Origin of the sequence: Mesorhizobium ciceri biovar biserrulae, assembly GCF_001618845.1 — a bacterium.
Taxonomy (GTDB): Bacteria; Pseudomonadota; Alphaproteobacteria; order Rhizobiales; family Rhizobiaceae; genus Mesorhizobium; species Mesorhizobium ciceri.
The window spans coordinates 4,478,412-4,496,759 of the sequence record NZ_CP015064.1; the positions used below are offsets into that span (position 1 = coordinate 4,478,412).

The following is an 18,348-nucleotide window of genomic DNA, read 5'->3' on the forward strand; positions in this document are numbered from 1 at the left end:
GCATCCACTAGGGTTTTTTGTATGAGCATCAACGATCGGTCAAAGGAGCTCGCCATGTCCGTGGACAGTTTTTCCTCACATCGGCACGATGATGCGGTGCGCCTCGATCCACGCCGTGCAGCCGTTATCGTCATCGATATGGTCAATGAGTTCTGCAAGCCCGGCGGGGCCATGGTCCTGCCTGGGTACGAGACGCTGGTCGCGCCGCAACTGGCCGTGATCGAGGCCGCGCGCGCCGCCGGCGTGCCGGTGATCTGGGTCCATGACAGCCACCGGCCGGGCATGCGACGCGAGCGCGAATGGCTGAAGCGCACACCGCATTGCCTGGATGGAAGCTGGGGGCCGGAGATCATCGAGGATCTCGGCGCCCGCGATGATGAGATCCATGTCATCAAGCGGCGCTACTCGGCCTTCTTTCAAACCGACCTGGACCTGACGCTGAAAGACATGCAGGTCGATCAGTTGGTCATTTTCGGCGTGGTCACCAACATCTGCGTGCGCTCGACCGTCCATGATGCCTTTTTCCAGGGCTATGAGGTGGTGGTGCCAAGCGATTGCTGCGCGGCAACGGGACCACGCGAGCAGGAAAGCTCGCTCTACGACATAGCGACCCATTTCGGCGTGGTCAGCGATTCGGCTGATGTCGTCGCAGCCCTCCGCGACGGGACGTCGCTTCAACCAGCGGAGGTCGCGGCTTGAGCTTTTCCAAACCGGCGACATCCGAGACAGCGGCGATAGGAGTCCGGTGTGACGACTGAAAAGAAACCGCAATCCGAAAAAGGCGCGACCTCGAAAACGCCGAGCGGCGATGCACCCCCGAGCCGCGAGCAAGTGCTGCAGCAATACGCCGAGACCGGCTATGAACTGGACCGTCACCCGGCGCACGTCATCCGCCGGGCGCATCAGCGCGCGACACTGCGCTTCCAGCAGGTCATGGCCGGCGAAGACCTTTCGCCAACGCAATTCGCGGCGCTCGCCACGATCCTCAAGCATGGCGAAGTCTCGCAGAACCATCTCGGCCGGCTGACGGCGATGGACCCGTCGACCATCAGCATCGTCATGCGTAAACTGCTCAAACACGGGCTGATCACGCGCAGCGCCTCCGAAACCGACCAACGCCTGACGATGATCGCGCTGACCAGCAAAGGGACCGACTATACGCTGGAACGGCTCGAACGCAGCGTCGAGGTCGGGCGGCGGTTCCTGTCGCCGCTCTCCCCGGCTGAGCAGGCGACGCTGCTTCGCCTGCTCCAGCGCATCAATGACGACGACCCATCGAATGGCGACGGCGGCAAATAAGCCGCGTCCAGTCCTTTTTTCCATAACAGCAAAAGTGAGAACCGATGTCGTCCGACCTCCAGTCGTCTGCCAACACGCTCGTCGTCCGCAATATCGGTCTCATGCTGAGCGGCGATCTCGCACAACCGATCATCGACGCCGACACCATCGTCGTGAGCGATGGACGCATATCAGGCATTGGCAAGGCAGGCGACATTGATGGTGGCAGCGCGGCGACGATCATCGATGCGATGGGCTGTGCGGTCGCGCCGGGTCTTATCGACAACCACGCCCATCCGGTGGCCGGCGACTGGACGCCCCGGCAGAACCAGATCGGCTGGATGGATTCGACCGTGCATGGCGGCGTCACCACCATGATCTCGGCGGGGGAAGTCCACACGCCGGGCCGACCGCGCGATCTTGTCGGGCTGAAGGCGCTGGCGATCGCTGCCCAACGCACCTTCTCCAACTTCCGTCCTAACGGCATGAAGATCCTGGCCGGGGCACCGATCCTGGAACCCGGCCTTACCGAGGAAGACTTCCGCAGTCTCGCCGAGGCCGGCGTGACGCTTGTCGGCGAGGTCGGGCTTGGCGGCGTCAAGGATGGGCCGACCGGCCGGAAGATGATCGCCTGGGCGCGCAAATACGGCATGACTTCGATGACCCACACGGGCGGTCCGTCGCTGCCCGGCTCCGGCCGCATCGGCGCGGATGTCGTGCTGGAGGTCGACGCCGACATCGTCGCCCACGTCAATGGCGGGCCAACCGCCCTGCCCGACGCGGAAATACGGCAGATCTGCGAGAAGGGTTCGAGGGCGCTTGAGATCGTCCACAACGGCAATCTGCGCACCGGACTGTTCGTGCTCGACCTGGCAAGGCAGCGCGGCGAACTTTCGCGCGTCATCCTCGGCACGGACAGCCCGGCCGGATCCGGCGTGCAGCCGCTCGGTATCCTGCGGACCCTGACCATGCTGGCTTCGCTTGGTGGTATCGCGCCGGAAGTGGCGTTCTGTTTTGCCAGCGGCAACACGGTGCGCGTGCGCGGACTGGATGATCGCGGCATCATCGAGGTCGGGCGCGCCGCCGACCTGATCTTCATGGATCAAGCGATCGGCGGTGCCGGCGACGGGCTGCTCGACAGCGTGGCGCTCGGCAATCTTCCAGGCATTGGCATGGTCGTGATCGACGGCGAGGTGCGGACAGGCCGCAGCCGCAACACCCCGCCGGCGATACGGGTGCCGGAAATCGTCCCCAGTTGACGACGTTCAGGGTATGTTGAGGTTCAGGTCGCGACGAGCCGTTATATGCGCGAAGTTTTTGCTGCCTCGGCCAGCTCGGCCATCAGCTTGCTAGCGGAACGCAGTTTTTCTTTGCCCAAGCGACTGGACAGTTCCGCTTTAGCCAAGTTCCACAACGGGAGCGCATCGACGACAAGCTTGCGCCCAGATATCGTTAGGCCAATCTGCTTTCCCAAGCGGCCGCGTCCGCCCTTTGAATGAACCAAAAGTTGCCCTTCCAAGTTCTGAAGATTTCGGCTCAGGGTCGTCGGGTCGACTCCCGCGCTGTTCGCAAGATCGACGAGTGTCGTTCCCTCAACCGCTCCGATGCCCACGAGGAGGCTGAACTGCTCGGCCGTCAGCCCGAGCGGTTTGAAGCAGGCGTTGTAATAGCGCGTGACCGCACGCGCCGTCGCACGAGCCTGAAAGCCCGGACACTCCGCCGCGACGCCTTTCAACGTTTCCGGATCAAAACCGCTCACGTCCGCCCTCTAGACAATTTCATCCTCGGATAATAGTGTATATGCATTATTAGGAGAATTCCATGCCAGCGTACGTGCATATCAATCTGCGCATCATCGACGCCGCCAAACAGGCGGCTGTCGCTCCGCGCTTTCAAGCGGCTCTGCAAGAGGCCGGCGGGCGCATCTTACATTTCGGCCCTGTTGCGCAGGTTCTTGAGGGCGAGGACGCGCCGCTCCCGATGGCCGGCGTATTTGAATTTGCAACCCTCGCCCAAGCGCTGGCGTTCTACAATTCCGAGAGATACGCGCCGATCAAGGCCGAGCGTCGGGAAGCCCAAGAGGCACGGATGTTCATAGTCGAAACCGGCTAAGAACGCCCTCGTCGAGTTGCATCATTTCGGACGCCAAACAGAACTCATCCGACGGCTGGAAACTGAACTCCGGTTCTATTTCTTCGACTTTTTTGTGTGTCGCAAATATCTTTATTTCTCAGAACCGGAGCGCAGCGTACTTTCGGGTACGCGAGCACGGGAAGCGCAGGAAATCAACGTTTGCAGGCCGGCATCGCCTGAATGTCGGTTATCCTAGCTGACGCCGTCCTTGCCGACGACCTTGTCTTTGGTCAGTCCGCCGATGCGCGGGTGCGGTCTGCCGGAATCGGTGACGGCGATAGCGACGACGATCTCGTCGGCACGCGGTGCGTCGGGAATACGAACTTCCATACCGTCGAAATGGCTGCGCACCCGCGCCGCATCCTTGTGACCGAGCGGAATATCGAGCGGCACGCCGAGGCCGCCGCGCTTCTTCGATGAAGGAATGAGCGCGGCGCCCTTGCCGAGCACATCGCGGAACGGGGCGCCGAGCTTTGGATGAAGGATGGCGGCGGCATGTTCGAGCTCGCCATCGGCGCCGACGGCGGCCGCCTTGCCGAAGCTCTCGACCCGGTCGCCGGCAATGCCCAGAGCAGCGACGGCGCGCCTGGGCAAGATATCTCCCAACGCTTCGCCGATGGCGCTGAGTGCCGACAGATCCTCAACGTAGGTACCCGCATAGGGGTTGCGGATGACCGCAATGGCTGCGGCACGCCGCGTCGGCGGATCGACAGGCCGCCCGCCTTCGATCCGGGTTTCCTCGACGATGGTGATGATACGGCGGATTTCCGGGCTCATCGCAATCCGTCCTCGCCCTTGATGTCGGCGGCGGCAAGGCCGCCGACCCGTGCATGGACGCGTGCGCCGGTGGTCATCGCCAGGATGACCGCCATTTCGTCGCTGCGCGGTGCATCGGCAATGCCGATCTCGATCGCATCGAAATGGCTGCGCACATAGGAGGCGTTTATGTGCGTGATCGGGATGTCTATGCGCGTTCCGGGGCCGCCGACTTTCTTGGTCGAAGGCACGATCGCCTTGGCATTGCCGAGCAGTTCGCGCATCGCGTAGCCGCCCGGATTGTGCCAGAGCGCGCCATGTTCAAGCTCGCCGGCGGCGCCGACTATGGCACCCTTGCCATAACCTTCGATGGCCTGGCCGCCCTCACCAATGGAGTCGATCAGGCGCCGAGCCATATCGAGACCGAGCGGCTTCAGGTCTTCCATGAAGCCGGTGATCTCTTCGACATAGCGTCCGGCAAAAGGGTTGGCGATGACCGCGACGATCGCGCCTCGCTTGAGCGGGCGTGCCGCGTGGGGTCCGCCCTCATGGAATATCTCTTCGATCTGAACCAGAAATTTCCTGACCACCACAGCCGGCATTGTTCTCTTCCTTCATCCCGTCGTTCATAAAACTCGTTAGAGTATCAACAATTATGCCTATCGACATTTGTCAAGCACAGACGTCGAGCAAGCGGGCGAAGGGCCAAGAAAACTGCATCGGATGACGATTGACAGCCTGTTAAGCCGCTCCTAAACTCATATGACCATCAACGAACTCGCCGTTGTCCCGGCGATGTGTGGGGGATGGTCAAAGCGTGGCTTCAAAAGCTGAAAAAAGCTGAAGGGGAATGACATGAAAAGGGCGCTCAAGAGTTTATTCCTGGCCGGCACGATGCTTGCCATTTCGTTCGGACCGGCCGCCGCACAGGCCAAGGTTTCCGTGGCCGCGATCTCGGGATACTTTGCACAGGGTTTTGGCGTTTCGATCGTCAACGGCCTCAACAAGGCCAAGACCGATTTCGGCATCGATCTCAAGCTGGTCGACACCGGCAATCGCGCGCTCGACTACCAGCAGCAGTTCGAGAATCTTGCCAAGGGCAAACAGTACGACCTGATCTTCGTGATGGGCTGGGAGCTGGTGGACTCGCTGCAAAAGGTCAGCGCCGAATATCCTGACCAGCGCTTCGTGTTCATCGATGGCGTCCTCGACAACCCCAAGATGATCTACGCCAATTTCGCCGAGGAGCAGGGATCCTTCGTCGCCGGCGCGCTTGCCGGCATGATCGAAGCCAAGGGCACCGCCTTCGACAAGATCGGCGACGGCAAGGCCATCGGCTTTGTCGGCGGCCGCGATATCCCGGTGATCCGCAACTTCCTGGGCGGCTACGAGCAAGGCGCCAAATATGCCGCGCCCGACGTCAAGGTGAACTCCGTCTTCGCCGGAACCTTCGACGACCCGGCCAAGGGAAGCGAACTTGCCCAGGCGCTTTACGGCCAAGGCTCCGACATTGTCTACAACGTCGCCGGCCCGACGGGTGAAGGCGTGATGCAGGCAAGTGCCGCGGTCGACAAATATTCGATCGGCGTCGACATCGACATGTGCGGCTCGGCCCCCGGAAATGTGCTCGCCAGCATGCTGAAGCGCGGCGACATCGCCGTCTATACGCTGATCAAGGACGAGGTCGAGGGCCGCAAGATCACCGCCGGCACCCGCACTTTCGACCTCGCCTCGGGCGGTGTCGAAGTCAAGGTCTGCGATGACATCGCCGTCAAGATCCCGGCAGAGATGACCGCCAAGCTCGACGAGATCAAAAAGGGCATCGTCGACGGCAAGATCGTGATCGCCAAGGCGAAATAAGCCAACACCAGCGCCTCCCTCCCAAGAAAGCGCTAGACTGATCCGCCGCGGCTTGCCGCGGCGGATCAGTGTCCAATCTGCGAGAGCCATGTTGTCGAACACGCCGGGGTCGCCGACCCTCCACAGCAATGCCGCGATGGCCGTCGAGTTGACTGGCATCACCAAGCGTTTTGGCGCATTCGTCGCCAATGACGGCATCGACCTTGCGGTCCGCCGCGGCGAGATCCACGCCATCATCGGCGAGAACGGTGCCGGCAAGACGACGCTGATGAACATCCTGTTCGGCCTCTTGCAGCCGGACGAAGGCTCGATCCGGCTGAACGGTGAAGAGATCGTGATCGCCGATCCGTCCGTCGCGATAAAGGCCGGCCTCGGCATGGTTCACCAGCATTTCAAGCTGGTTCCCTCGCTTTCGGTTGCCGACAACGTCTTTCTCGGCATGGAAATCCGTCGCCATGGACTGATCGACCACGCCGCGCAGGTGGCGCGAACGCGCGACCTGTCGAAGCGCTTCGGCCTGCAGGTCGATCCGACCGAGCGCGTCGGGCTGCTCTCGGTCGGCATAGAGCAACGCATCGAAATCCTGAAGGTCCTGGTGCGCGGCGCGCGCACCATCATCCTCGACGAACCGACCGCGGTGCTGACGCCGCAGGAGAGCCGTGAACTGTTCCAGACGCTGCGCAGCTTCGTGGCCGAGGGCATGACGGTGATCTTCATTTCGCACCACCTGGAAGAGGTGATGGAAGTGTCCGACACGGTGACGGTGCTGCGCAACGGCAGGAAGGTGGCGACCCGGCCGACGGCCGAGCTCAGCAAGGACGAGTTGGTGCACATGATGGTCGGCCGCGAAGTGAGCTTCGACCGCCGGCCGCGCGCTTCGCTGCACGGCGACGTAGTGCTCGAAGTGAAGGATCTGTGGGCGCGCGACGATCGCCTGCTGCCGGCTCTTCGCGATGCCAGTTTCACGGTCCGCTCCGGCGAGGTGGTGGGAATCGCGGGTGTGGCCGGCAATGGACAGACGGAGCTGGCGGAAGTGCTTTCGGGCCTGCGGCCGGCAAGCCATGGCGGGGCCTGGCTGAAGGGCCAGAATCTCACCGATCTCTCGCCCGCCGCGATCCGCCAGGCAGGCCTCGCCCATGTTCCAGGCGACCGCATGGTACGCGGGGTCGATCGCAACGCTTCGATAGCGGCCAACACCCTGATGGGCCGCCAGCATCGCGCACCATGGAGTCGTGGCGGCATGCTCAACTGGAATGCCATAAATCAAAACGCCGAAACGCTGATCAAGAGCTTCGATATTCGCGCGCGCGGACCGAGCGATGCGGTCAAGCGGCTTTCGGGCGGAAACATTCAGAAGGTCGTTCTGGCACGCGAATTCACCAATGGCGCCGATTTCCTGCTGATCGACCAGCCGACGCGCGGCGTCGACATCGGCGCCCAGGAGGCCATTCATGACGAGATCATGCGCCAGCGCGCCGCCGGCCGCGCGATCCTGCTGATTTCCGTGCAACTCGACGAACTGGCCGCCCTTGCCGACCGCATCCTGGTGATGTTCAACGGGCGGATCATGGGCGAGCTCTCTGGCGATGACGCCGACGAGGAGCGCATCGGCATGATGATGGCAGGCGTGGCCGCGCCGGAATTCGCCGCGGAGACCGCATCATGAAAGACCATTTGCATGCCGTTTCCGGCCAGGTCATCGCCATCGGCGTGGCACTGCTGATGGGCGCGATCATCATCCTCATGGTCGGCGAAAGCCCGGTGCGTGTGTTCATGACACTGTTGCGCGGCGCCTTCGGCGATCAGGAGAAGATTGCCGGGACCTTGCTGCAGACGACGCCGATCCTGATCTGCGGTGTCGCTGCCTGCATCGGCTTGCGCGGCGGCATGTTCAACGTCGGCATCGAGGGCCAGCTGTTCCTCGGCGGCTTCGCCGCCGCCTGGGTCGGCTTTGCCATGCCCCTGCCCGCGGGCATTCACACGCTGGCAGCACTGGCGCTGGCGGTCGTGGCGGGCGCGGCCTGGGTCGCCATCCCCGCCTATTTCCGCGCCCGCTACAACACCAACGAGGTCGTCTCGACGATCCTGTCGAACTACGTGGCGGTGCTGCTCACATCCTATTTCACCATCTTCCTGTTCAAGCGGCCGGGCGGCTGGTCGGAGACGCCGCCGATCCTGGCGACATCCTATCTGCCGGAGATCTTCGCCTTCTCGCGGTTGAACTGGGGCCTGGTCATTGGCCTGGTGCTGGCGGTCGGCGCGGCCCTTGTCTTCCGCTACACCAAATGGGGTTACGGCGTCACGATGGTCGGCTCGGCGCCGAAATTCGCCGAATATGGCGGCGTCAACGTGAAACGGCAGGGCTTCCTGGTCCTGCTGCTTTCGGGGGCCGTCGGCGGGCTGGCCGGCGGCGTCGAGACGCTCGGCGTCCACCACCGCTTCATGGAAGGATTTGCTCCCGGTTTCGGCTTCGACGGGCTGATCGCCGCCCTGCTCGCCAATGGCTCGCCGGTCGCCACCATCTTCACCGCACTGTTCTTCGGCGCCCTGCGCAACGGATCGCTGCTGCTTGAGGTCGATACCAGCGCGTCGCGCGAAATCATCACCGTGATCCAGGCGCTGATCATCCTCAGCGTGTCGGCCCAGGTGCTGGTGAGAAAGCGCGGCGACAGCCAGGCAGGGGAGCGGCGATGGAAATTCTAGACAAGCTCATCAACGTCGCGCTGATCGCGGCGACGCTTCGCACCACCGCGCCCATCCTTCTGGTCGCGCTTGGCGGCTCGTTCACCACCAAGGCCGGCATCTTCAACATCGGCCTCGAGGGGCAGATGCTGGTCGGCGCCTTCTTCGCCGTCCTTGGTTCGATCTGGACCGGTTCCGCACTGGCGGGCGTCGCCTGCGGCGTTGCGGCGGCGCTCGTCTTCGCCCTGGTTTTTGCTGTCCTGGTGGTGAGCTTCAAGGCCAATGAAGTTGTCGTCGGGCTGGCGCTCAACATCCTGGCCGGCGGCATGACGATCTCGCTGATGAAAGCGATCTTCGGCACGCGCGGTTCGATCGTCGGTCATGGCATCGTCGGCCTGCCGAAAGTCCAGCTGCCCGGCGCCCGCGACCTTCTCGGCTCCTGGGCGCCGCTGATCTCCGGCTTCACGCCGCTCGTCTATGCCGCCTTCATCGCCGTGCCGCTGCTGGTCGTCTGCTACAACAGGACGCGGCTCGGCCTCTATATCCGCGTCGTCGGCGAAAAGCCGGAAGCCGCCGAGGCGCTTGGCATCTCGATCACCCGCGTCCGCTACATCGCATCCCTGCTGTGCGGATTGCTGGCGGGCCTCGCCGGCGCGCATCTGTCCCTCGGCTACATCACCATGTTCACCGAAAACATGTCGTCGGGCCGTGGTTTCATGGCGGTGGCGATCCTGATCTTTTCCAACGGCGATCCGCTGAAGGTGCTGGCCGGCTGCCTGCTGTTCGGCTTCGCCGATGCCTTTTCGTTGCGCCTGCAGACGTTTGGCTATCCGTCCTACCTGGTTCTCACCGTCCCCTATGTCGTTGCGCTGATCGCATTGTTCGCGCTGTCCTACCGGGCGCGTCCAAGGATCATCGCGGAGACGCTGGAATCGATGCGGAAACTGCTGTCGGTAGACAGGAACACCGAACCCGGCGGCAAAAATCCCCAGTGAAGGAAGCCTTTATGGAACGCATAATCCTCGACGTGGATTCAGCCGGCGACGATATTCTCGCCGTGCTGTTTGCAGCGGTCAATCCCAAACTCCGGCTCGAGGGCGTGACCACCGTGACCGGTGCGGCCGGCCCGATCGAACAGGTCACCAACGTCGTCCTCAACACGCTGACGCTCGCCGGGCGTGACGATATCCCGGTTCACGCCGGCGCGTGGCGGCCGATCGTCGGCAACGCCAAGGCCGACATGGAGGCGCCGGTGCATTTCGAAAAACGGCTTGTCGCCCGCTTCGGCGATCGCCTGAAGAAGTTCAACCCGCCGGCGCCGACGCCGGTGCGGCAGGCCACGTCGGGACATGCGGTCGATTTCATCATCGAGACGGTCATGGCCAATCCGGGCGAGATCACGCTGGTGACGACCGGCCCGCTGACCAACGCGGCGATGGCGCTGTTGCAGGAGCCGCGATTGACCGGTGCACTCAAGCGGCTGATCGTGCTCGGTGGCAATTTCCAGACGCCGGGCAACATCACACCCCTGTCGGAATACAACATCTGGGCCGATCCGGAGGCTTCGCGCATCGTGCTCAACGCCGATGTCGAGAAGATCCTCGTCCCCCTCGACATCTGCGAGGACAACCGCGTCGCCGACTCGATGCTGACGCGCGACGACATCGCCGACATGCAGGCCGTCGCCAAGGACAATCCCGTCCTTGAGATGATCGCCGACAGCTTCCCGATCTACATCGACATCTGGCGCGAATTCTTCGACCTCGTCGGGTTCCCGATGGATGACGTGATCACCGTGGCGCTGGCTTTCGATCCCGGCCTGGCGACGATGACCGAGCCGCTGTTCGCCGACGTCGTGCTCGACGGCAGGCTGGCGCGCGGCCAGACCGTCGCCTATCGCGGCCGGCAATTGCTGCCCGGCGGCGGGCCCAAGACCACCCGCATCTGCACCGGCCTGGACGGCCGGCGTTTCCTCGACGGCTTCAAGAAAACCATAGCGCGCTACGAGCGGGCGGCGTGAAAGACGACATGATGACCAAGCCAACTCCTATCCTGTTCGACTGCGACCCCGGCCACGACGACGCCATCGCGCTGGTCATGGCGCATCGCTCGCCGGCCATCGAACTCATCGGCGTCACCACGACCTGCGGCAATGCGGAAGTCGAGAAGACGACCGCCAATGCCTTGCGCATCCTGGAGTATATCGGCGCCGGCGACGTGCCTGTCGCGCAGGGCTGTCACCGCCCGCTGGCGCGCCCGCTGGTGCTCGGCACCGCCGATGGCCCGAGCGGGCTCGAGGGCTCGCCCTACCTGCCGCAGGCGACGATCAAGCCGGTTGACCAGCATGCCGTCGATTTCCTGGCCGACAGGCTGCGCGCCGCGCCCGAACCGATCCTGGTCGTTGCCACCGGCCCGCTCAGCAATATCGGCCTGATGATCCTCAAGCATCGCGACGTGCTGCCCAAGATCAAGGAACTGATCTGGATGGGCGGCGTGTTCTACCGCAAGAGCGAGATCATCACGCCGACCGAATTCAACGCGTTCTGCGATCCCGAAGCGCTGAAGATCGTGCTGGACAGCGGCGTGCCGATCCTGATGGTCGGCCTCGACGTCACCATGCAGGTGCTGATCGAGGCGCCGCAATATGCCGAACTCGCGACCATCGACACACCGCTCGGACGGCTCGTCAACGACTGGCTGCTGTTCTACGAGAAGCTGCACCGCAACTCGATGGGCGTCGGCGGCGCCATGCACGATCCGCTGGCGCTGGCGCTGGCCATCGACCCGACCTTGGTGCGCACGCGCCCTGCCCATATCGGCGTCGATCTGTCCGGCACCTACGCCTTCGGCGCGACGATCGCCGACTACTGGGGCGAGCGCGGTGAGAAGGACAATGCCCGCATCGCCCATGAGGTCGACGCGGACCGCTTCTTCAAGCTGATGTTCGATCTGCTGCGGGACTGACATCCAACAGACAAAGGGTTACGTGGCTAGCGGAACAGATATTTCGAGACTTCCGGGTTGCCGCGACGCCACATCACATTGTCCAGGAAGTAGTGGTGCACGTTGATGAATATCCACGCGATGAAGAGGAAAAGAGACGAGCCGAGCACCTGTTTGTCGTAGGGAACCAGGGCAGTCAGCGCCATCGGCACGAGCCAGAAACCGAGAGCGCCGAGAATTGTGCCGGCGACGATGAATATCAGCACCCGCACCCTGTACATCGGCCCAAGAATTGACAACACCTTGAATTCCGGATCCTTGGCGGCATCCGCGCGGTCGCGCTCGACATTGGTTTGATAACGCCAGACGACCGCCAGGTACTGCAGGGAATGGAGCGCCGGCACCACGAGCAGCCAAAGCGGATTTAGAGTCACGAACAGAATCCAAGCATAGAGCGACACGACGTAAGCGACGACGCCGTTATACGGCAGCGCGCCTCCATGTTTGCGCCAGCGATTGACGAACATCACGGCAGTGGCCGCCGAGGAGGCAGCCGCGACCGAGAGCGCGATGTTGAGGAGCCAGGGCGGGACGGCGAATGTGTAGTAATCCAGGCCCCAGAACTGCCTTTCGGTGATCACCGCGTTTGTCTGAAGCCAGGCGAACAGCCACACGGCATAACCGTTGAACAACAGCACTTTCTTGTCCTGATCGCTGAAGAATTTGCGCTTCAGCACAGCGTCCACCATAAGCATGCCGTAGCCTTGCTTGACGTAGTGCCAGCCGACGAAAAAGCCCATCGCGTTGGTGGCATAGCCCAGCAGGCGGGCGTTGCCAGTTACCGAGCCATAGGTAAAGAAAGCGACCATGATCAGCGGGACGGCAATGCCCGCGATAATGTAGCGGATCTGGAGATTCCTGTCATATCCGTCACCGCGCACCTTGTGTCCGAAGTCGCGATAGAAAATCTGGTAAGAATGGGCGAAATGTGGGTGATTTATCAGATTGGAGAGCAAAATCGTAGCCGCCGCGACAACACCTTCGTATTTGAGGGGCACGAGAAACAGGATCGGTAGGAGCAGGAAAGCGCTGCCACCAAGCATAAGAAAATCGATGAACGGACCAAACAGATATTTCTGTGGAGGCGCCGCGACTGCAACCGGGGCATTCGCCGGAAGGTGAAGTGTCATGCTGCCTTCTCCCGTGATCGTTTATTACCCATCAACCTGATTTCTCGACAAGTTCTTTGGTTACCGAACCCAGGCTCCGAACTTAGCTTCACAAATAGCTTGGCGGCAGCAAGTTCGGCGGCTGCGGCGGGCAGTACGATAGGAATTTTTTCTTGACTCCCTGCCCTCAGCTATGGTACATATTTGGCCATGGTGCTGATTTGCGCCAGTGACCCGCCGCACAGGCGATTTTTCGTTTGCTCCATCAACCAACGCGCCGGCGAAGCTCCGAACGGTGTCGATCGCAGCGCGTTCAGCCGCTCCAACTGTCGAGGTCAGTTGAGCTGATTGAGGATCCCGGAACTGCTCGCCAGGACCAAACTTTTGTAGATCAGGAACGCTAGCGTACAGATCGCGGCCAGCGAGATCGGCACGCCGAACGGCACCACGCCCTTGCGGTCCAGGTGCTGGACGATGAGCCGAAAAGCACCCGCGGGCAGCAGGAAGGGGTTCTTCACGATCGCCACGGTGGCCAAGGCGAAAACCAGGAGCAGCACCGAAAACATCGCGAAATCGCGTCCGCCAATCAGGAATGGCACCACCGCCAGCAGCTTGACATCACCTGCGCCGATCTTGCGCAAGACCCAGAAGGGCAAGAGCGCGACGAACAACAAAAGCCCTGCACCGGCGCTCAGTCCCATGTCCCACCACGAGCCGGACTGGAGCGACAGCAGCAACAAGCCCCCGGCGCCCAGGCAGAGCAGCAGCAGCACGTCGCGATTGGAAATCTTCTGGGTGGTAAAATCGACCCAGGCAATCCTTGCCAGCAAAGGGATGGCGAGCGCCTTCAGCAGCAGAGCTTCGACGAGCAGCATGCTAGCGCTCGACGTTCTGCACGCTTGACGACAAAAGCTTCAGATTGTTGGCGACGGTCGGGTCGTTGGGCGCCAGTTCGTAAGCCTTGAGGAAGTTCGAGCGCGCATCCTGCAGCTTGCCGCGCAGCAGGTAGGAATAGCCGACATTGTTGTAATATTCGGGCGTAGCGCCGACCAGCTTGAAGGCCCTGGCATAGGCCCGGTCGGACAGGTCGAAGCGGTGGATCCGGTCGGTGCAGGCGGCCAGCCCCATCCACGCGTTGCCATCATTGGGCGCCAGTTGCGTCGCCTTGAAGAACAGCGCGCCGGCATTGCCGTAATTTTCGGCGCGGAACTGGTTCTTGGCTTCGGCGACGGCCTGGTCCGAGGCGTAATACTCGACGTCGCTGACCGTTTTCAGCCCGTCGAAAGCATCGCCAAAAGACGTCACGTCGCCTTTCGACGGCTCGTTGGTGCGCACGACACCGTCGGTGGCGTCCGTCTGGCAGCCGGCAAGCACTGCCACGAGCAGACAGGCTGCGACCGCGATTACCCTCTTCATAGATGTGTCCCCTGGGGTCCCGACTCACATTAGGGCTAAATGATATATCAAACTAGAAGAAAATGCCCTTCATCCTGATGATAACGGGCAGCATCACGATCATCAGCACCACCGGAAAGATGCAGAGCCCCAACGGAATCATCATTTTTACCGGAAGTGCGTTGGCTTTTTCCTCTGCGGCCAGAATCCTCTGTCCGCGCATCTCGTCGCTGTAGACACGCAAGGCATCGGTGAGACTTGTGCCCAATTCTTCCGACTGGCGAAACAGGACAGCTAGTGCCCGCGCCTCGTCAAGGCCAATGCGATCAGCGAGTTCTCGCAACGCCTCACGCAACGGTTTCCCCGCGCGTAGTTGTAGTGTCATGATCGAGAGCTGGATGCCCAACCATTTATGGGTACCGGCCAACTCGGCGCCGACCCGCTCGACCGCTGCCTCCAAGCTCATTCCTGCGTCGGCGCATGTTATCATCATATCCATAAAATCGGGAAAGCTTCGACGATAGATTTGTTTTTGGGCGCTCTCGAAGCGATCCAGCATGATGCTCGGAATAACGATGCAGGCGAGGCCGAACAGGGCGGAGCCAGCAAAGGTTATAAAGCCGGGCAGTTGTGGCGGCAGGACCCGCGACAGCAGTGCATAAATGGCTAGGAAGCCAACGCAGACCGCGACCAGGCGCGAGAGCGTATAAATCAGCGGTGCGCTTGATTGATAGAAGCCGGCGCGAAACAGCTTCGCCTCTAGAGCGTTTGGCTCATCCCGTTCTTTCTCGATCGACTTAAAGTAGGCGTCGACAGGCCGCTGCGCCGAAATCTTTGCAATCTGATCTTGCCCAAGTATTGACCGGCGTCCGACGGCTCCTTCGCCCATCAAACTCTGCGCTACAAGCTTTCGCGTCTGCAGCGCCGGCAAGAAAATCAGGGCACCGAATAGAAAAAGCGCCATAGCTGCTATAAACACCGCAACCGACGCCATTAGACCAAGATATTGTACAGATAATAGCAATTCCAGCACTCACCTTTTAGAAGTCGAATGTTACCATCTTGTATATAATGAAATCACCAATCAAACCCCAAATACCAAAGGTTATAAACACCGGAGCCAGAAGCGGATTATCCCAAACCCCCCCGTAATACGTAGGAGAGACTATAAGCAGTATACAAAACATAACCACAGGAAATAGTGATATAATCCACGCCGACATCCTACCCTCTGCCGATAGAGACTTTATCTTCAAACGAAGCTTTTGCCTTTCACGCAATACTGAAGAAAGGTTGGATAGTATTCCGGTCAGATTACCGCCGGTCTTGGCCTGAATGGACAGAGACACCGAAAGCAGATGAAGGCCCTCGAATCCGACACGTTGAGAGAGCTTCCTGACGGCCTGTTCAAGGCTGAGGCCAAAGGTGATTTCATCGGAAACAATGCCGAATTCGGTGCCGAGCGGGTCTGCCATTTCGCGCGAGACCAGGCCAATTGCCACGGTAGTGGGATGACCAGCACGCAAAGAGCGCACGATCATATCGAGCGCATCCGGCAGTTGCTTAGCGAACTTTAGAATTCGCTTGTTACGAGCACGCCGAAGTATCAAAACCGGCAATACGAGCCCAATGGTCAGCGCGACAATGAAAGATGCCAAGATCGAAACATTTACAATGATGGTCAACAACAGGGCCATCGTAGATCCGGCGAGCAGGAATATAGAAGCAAAAGTGAGCGGATTCCCAGTAACGCCTGATTGCGTATAGAGCCTGTTTAGGGCGATCAATCCAAAGGCGAAATCGCCTGAGTTGGTGAGCCCTCGCTCGCGAAGTAAGCCCTGCAAGGTTTGTTCGGCGGGAACTTCATCGGCGAGCAACTTCAGTCGTCGATTGACGGCGCCGCGACGAGAGCGCCGACCGCTATACGTGACGTAGAAAGCCTCACCCGCGAGAATGAGCGAGGCCGCCGCCAGCACGTAAACGAAGTAAAGAGCAGTCTGACCGGTCAACATTAGAGAGGGGCCTGCGGGTTGAAAGCGTCCTTCGCAAAATGATGCCCTAATGTTGCCGCTTCCTGAGCAAACCGCGGACGGACCCCGGTCGCTCGAAAGTCGCCGACGATCTGGCCCTCGGGAGTCACGTCACGACGAACGAAATGATATATTTCCTGAAGTTGAACGACGTTGCCTTCCATGCCGGTGATTTCTGCAATGGAGGTGACACGACGCCCACCATCAGAGAGACGCTGCGTCTGCACGATGATGTCGATGGCCGAGGCGATCTGCGCCCGGATGGAATCGTTGCTCATCGGCATGCCGGCCATGCCGACCATCTGTTCCAGCCGCGAGATCGCATCGCGCGGCGTGTTGGCATGGATGGTCGTCATCGAGCCTTCATGGCCGGTGTTCATGGCCTGCAGCATGTCGAAGGCTTCCTCGCCGCGCACCTCGCCGACGATGATACGGTCCGGCCGCATGCGCAACGCGTTCTTCAATAATTCGCGCTGGCGCACTTCGCCCTTGCCCTCGACATTGGGCGGACGCGTCTCCAGACGGCCGACATGCGGCTGCTGCAATTGCAGTTCGGCCGCATCCTCGATGGTGATCAGCCGCTCCCTGGAGGGAATGTAGCTCGACAGCGCGTTGAGCAAGGTGGTCTTGCCGCTGCCGGTGCCGCCGGAAACCAGGATCGATTTGCGCGCCTGCACGGCGATCCGCAGCAGTTCGATCATCGGCGGCCGGATCGAATTGAATGCCATCAAGCGTTCGAGCGAATAGGGATTCTTGGAGAATTTGCGGATCGACACCAGCGGGCCGTCTACGGAGACCGGCCGCACCGCAATGTTGACGCGAGAACCGTCCGCCAGCCGTGCATCGACCATGGGCGAGGATTCATCGACACGCCTGCCTATTGCCGAGACGATCTTGTTGATGACGCGCAACAGATGCGCCTCGTCGCGAAATCGTATCGCCGTCTCCTCAATCACGCCACGCCGCTCGATAAAAACGCGCCTGTGAGTGTTGATCATTATGTCGGCGATCGAATCATCCTTGAGCAGGGGCTCGATTGGCCCCAATCCCAGCATCTCGTCGGCGGTGTCGCCGGTCAGTTGATCAAGCTCGCGTGCATTCAGTGGCACTGCACGAGCGCGAACGAACTCGCGCACGATTGGGCGGATTTCATTCAGGATCTCATCCTTGGAAGCGCTTTCAAGTGCGGTCAGATTGAACCGGTCAATCAAGTGGCGATGCAGGTCGACCTTGATCGTCAGGAAATCGTCACCATGCGCTTCGATCTCGACTGACGGAGATAATGCGGGAACAACAGCCAGCGCTGTGAACGGCTCGGCCTTTGCCTCGACCTTCGACTCGCTTGGCCCCTTGATGAACCGCCCCAGCATAATCGCCTATACTCCCCTTAGCCCCTCATTAGCGGAAACTAACTGTTAACCACGGGAGGCACAAGCGGCCAGTTGGTCGGCGTAGCCTCAATACTTTCTACATAGTTAAGATCAGGAGGTTGTAATAGCGTGCTTATTTGACATGGCTGCCGGTTCGCGGCCGCAGGGCCGATATCGCTTTCCGGGATCATCCAATTTCCCCGCGATGAACACCCGGCATTGGCAGCTAAACCCTTAGATATAAAGGAATATGCATTATTGCTAATGCCTTCTCATTCTGGCCACATCCGGGGCCAAATTGTGAACGAATGGTTAAGAAGCTTGAAAAATGAAAAGAATCAAGCTGTTGAGAAAATTCATGGCTGTAATATTCTTGCCGAATCATGTACATGAAAGTTAAGGAACCCTTAATCTCGTTTGACTCTGCGTTTTCTCGGGACCTAGGATCGAGATGACGGGGGATGCTTGGGTATGGATTTCATCCTTTGCTCTGTCTCGTCGGGTTCCAACCTCCAAAGGGAGAAATTGACATGAAGAAGCTCATGACGATGACCCGGCAGTTCCGCGACGATGAAAACGGCGCTGCCATGGTCGAGTATTCTATCCTGATCGGCATTATTACTGCGGCAGTGATCACGCTGATCGTTGCGGTCGGCGCGTGGGTCACCGGCGCGTGGACTGTCTTGAGCACGAACCTGGGCCCCGTGCCAACTTGATGTGATCCAGGGATGC

20 protein-coding genes are annotated in these 18,348 nt (G+C 60.7%); 11 read left to right on the top strand and 9 right to left on the bottom strand.

Annotated elements, in window-relative coordinates:
- Window positions 1-54 precede the first annotated feature (54 nt).
- The 3 genes from A4R29_RS21030 to A4R29_RS21040 are packed head-to-tail and all read left to right on the top strand — an operon-like array spanning window position 55 to window position 2,537.
- A complete protein-coding gene (locus A4R29_RS21030) occupies window positions 55-699 on the top strand; it encodes a cysteine hydrolase family protein (protein WP_063173769.1) in 645 nt (214 codons plus the stop codon).
- A 48-nt stretch (window positions 700-747) separates the two neighbouring features.
- On the top strand, window positions 748-1,299 hold the full coding sequence (locus A4R29_RS21035; RefSeq protein WP_027162239.1) for a MarR family winged helix-turn-helix transcriptional regulator: 552 nt from the start codon (window positions 748-750) through the stop codon (window positions 1,297-1,299).
- A 44-nt stretch (window positions 1,300-1,343) separates the two neighbouring features.
- Complete coding sequence (locus A4R29_RS21040; protein WP_063172797.1) at window positions 1,344-2,537, top strand: amidohydrolase family protein; 1,194 nt, start codon at window positions 1,344-1,346, stop codon at window positions 2,535-2,537.
- A gap of 41 nt (window positions 2,538-2,578) precedes the next feature.
- On the opposite strand, the gene A4R29_RS21045 is transcribed toward A4R29_RS21040, so the two are convergent.
- On the bottom strand, window positions 2,579-3,037 hold the full coding sequence (locus tag A4R29_RS21045) for a MarR family winged helix-turn-helix transcriptional regulator (RefSeq protein WP_027162241.1): 459 nt from the start codon (window positions 3,035-3,037) through the stop codon (window positions 2,579-2,581).
- Between the two features lie 74 nt (window positions 3,038-3,111).
- On the opposite strand from A4R29_RS21045, the gene A4R29_RS21050 reads away from it, so the two are divergent.
- On the top strand, window positions 3,112-3,390 hold the full coding sequence (locus tag A4R29_RS21050; RefSeq protein WP_198032104.1) for a DUF1330 domain-containing protein: 279 nt from the start codon (window positions 3,112-3,114) through the stop codon (window positions 3,388-3,390).
- Between the two features lie 213 nt (window positions 3,391-3,603).
- Here A4R29_RS21050 and A4R29_RS21055 read toward each other — a convergent pair whose 3' ends face one another.
- On the bottom strand, window positions 3,604-4,188 hold the full coding sequence (locus A4R29_RS21055) for an amino acid synthesis family protein (RefSeq protein ID WP_063172798.1): 585 nt from the start codon (window positions 4,186-4,188) through the stop codon (window positions 3,604-3,606).
- Window positions 4,185-4,769, bottom strand: a complete 585-nt coding sequence (locus A4R29_RS21060) for an amino acid synthesis family protein (protein ID WP_063172799.1) — start codon at window positions 4,767-4,769, stop codon at window positions 4,185-4,187. The genes A4R29_RS21055 and A4R29_RS21060 overlap by 4 nt, the downstream gene beginning before the upstream one ends.
- A 253-nt stretch (window positions 4,770-5,022) precedes the next feature.
- On the opposite strand from A4R29_RS21060, the gene A4R29_RS21065 reads away from it, so the two are divergent.
- From A4R29_RS21065 to A4R29_RS21090, 6 genes are all read left to right on the top strand, one after another.
- Window positions 5,023-6,027: a BMP family lipoprotein gene (locus A4R29_RS21065; RefSeq protein ID WP_063172800.1), complete on the top strand. Its 1,005-nt coding sequence runs from the start codon at window positions 5,023-5,025 to the stop codon at window positions 6,025-6,027.
- Window positions 6,028-6,115: 88 nt separating this feature from the next.
- Entirely contained in the window at window positions 6,116-7,693 is a 1,578-nt protein-coding gene (locus A4R29_RS21070) for an ABC transporter ATP-binding protein (RefSeq protein WP_063172801.1), read from the top strand.
- Complete coding sequence (locus tag A4R29_RS21075) at window positions 7,690-8,730, top strand: ABC transporter permease (RefSeq protein ID WP_027162245.1); 1,041 nt, start codon at window positions 7,690-7,692, stop codon at window positions 8,728-8,730. Before A4R29_RS21070 ends, A4R29_RS21075 begins: the two co-directional genes overlap by 4 nt.
- Window positions 8,718-9,704, top strand: a complete 987-nt coding sequence (locus tag A4R29_RS21080; RefSeq protein WP_013530293.1) for an ABC transporter permease — start codon at window positions 8,718-8,720, stop codon at window positions 9,702-9,704. The genes A4R29_RS21075 and A4R29_RS21080 overlap by 13 nt, the downstream gene beginning before the upstream one ends.
- 11 nt (window positions 9,705-9,715) lie before the next feature.
- A complete protein-coding gene (locus A4R29_RS21085) occupies window positions 9,716-10,729 on the top strand; it encodes a nucleoside hydrolase (RefSeq protein ID WP_082826727.1) in 1,014 nt (337 codons plus the stop codon).
- Window positions 10,726-11,673: a nucleoside hydrolase gene (locus tag A4R29_RS21090; RefSeq protein WP_024502284.1), complete on the top strand. Its 948-nt coding sequence runs from the start codon at window positions 10,726-10,728 to the stop codon at window positions 11,671-11,673. Before A4R29_RS21085 ends, A4R29_RS21090 begins: the two co-directional genes overlap by 4 nt.
- A 26-nt stretch (window positions 11,674-11,699) precedes the next feature.
- Here the strand turns inward: A4R29_RS21090 and A4R29_RS21095 are convergent, their stop codons facing one another.
- The 6 genes from A4R29_RS21095 to A4R29_RS21120 form a co-directional block, all read right to left on the bottom strand.
- Complete coding sequence (locus A4R29_RS21095) at window positions 11,700-12,842, bottom strand: hypothetical protein (RefSeq protein ID WP_063172802.1); 1,143 nt, start codon at window positions 12,840-12,842, stop codon at window positions 11,700-11,702.
- A gap of 314 nt (window positions 12,843-13,156) precedes the next feature.
- Window positions 13,157-13,696 (bottom strand): prepilin peptidase, encoded by a 540-nt coding sequence (locus A4R29_RS21100; protein WP_063172803.1) that lies wholly within the window; start codon window positions 13,694-13,696, stop codon window positions 13,157-13,159.
- A gap of 1 nt (window position 13,697) precedes the next feature.
- A complete protein-coding gene (locus A4R29_RS21105) occupies window positions 13,698-14,237 on the bottom strand; it encodes a tetratricopeptide repeat protein (protein WP_063172804.1) in 540 nt (179 codons plus the stop codon).
- Window positions 14,238-14,289: 52 nt separating this feature from the next.
- On the bottom strand, window positions 14,290-15,210 hold the full coding sequence (locus tag A4R29_RS21110; RefSeq protein WP_063172805.1) for a type II secretion system F family protein: 921 nt from the start codon (window positions 15,208-15,210) through the stop codon (window positions 14,290-14,292).
- Window positions 15,211-15,256: 46 nt separating this feature from the next.
- Window positions 15,257-16,228: a type II secretion system F family protein gene (locus A4R29_RS21115; protein ID WP_063172806.1), complete on the bottom strand. Its 972-nt coding sequence runs from the start codon at window positions 16,226-16,228 to the stop codon at window positions 15,257-15,259.
- Window positions 16,228-17,616, bottom strand: a complete 1,389-nt coding sequence (locus A4R29_RS21120; RefSeq protein WP_063172807.1) for a TadA family conjugal transfer-associated ATPase — start codon at window positions 17,614-17,616, stop codon at window positions 16,228-16,230. The genes A4R29_RS21115 and A4R29_RS21120 overlap by 1 nt, the downstream gene beginning before the upstream one ends.
- Before the next feature lie 530 nt (window positions 17,617-18,146).
- On the opposite strand from A4R29_RS21120, the gene A4R29_RS21125 reads away from it, so the two are divergent.
- Window positions 18,147-18,332: a Flp family type IVb pilin gene (locus A4R29_RS21125; RefSeq protein ID WP_063172808.1), complete on the top strand. Its 186-nt coding sequence runs from the start codon at window positions 18,147-18,149 to the stop codon at window positions 18,330-18,332.
- The last annotated feature ends 16 nt before the right edge of the window (window positions 18,333-18,348 follow it).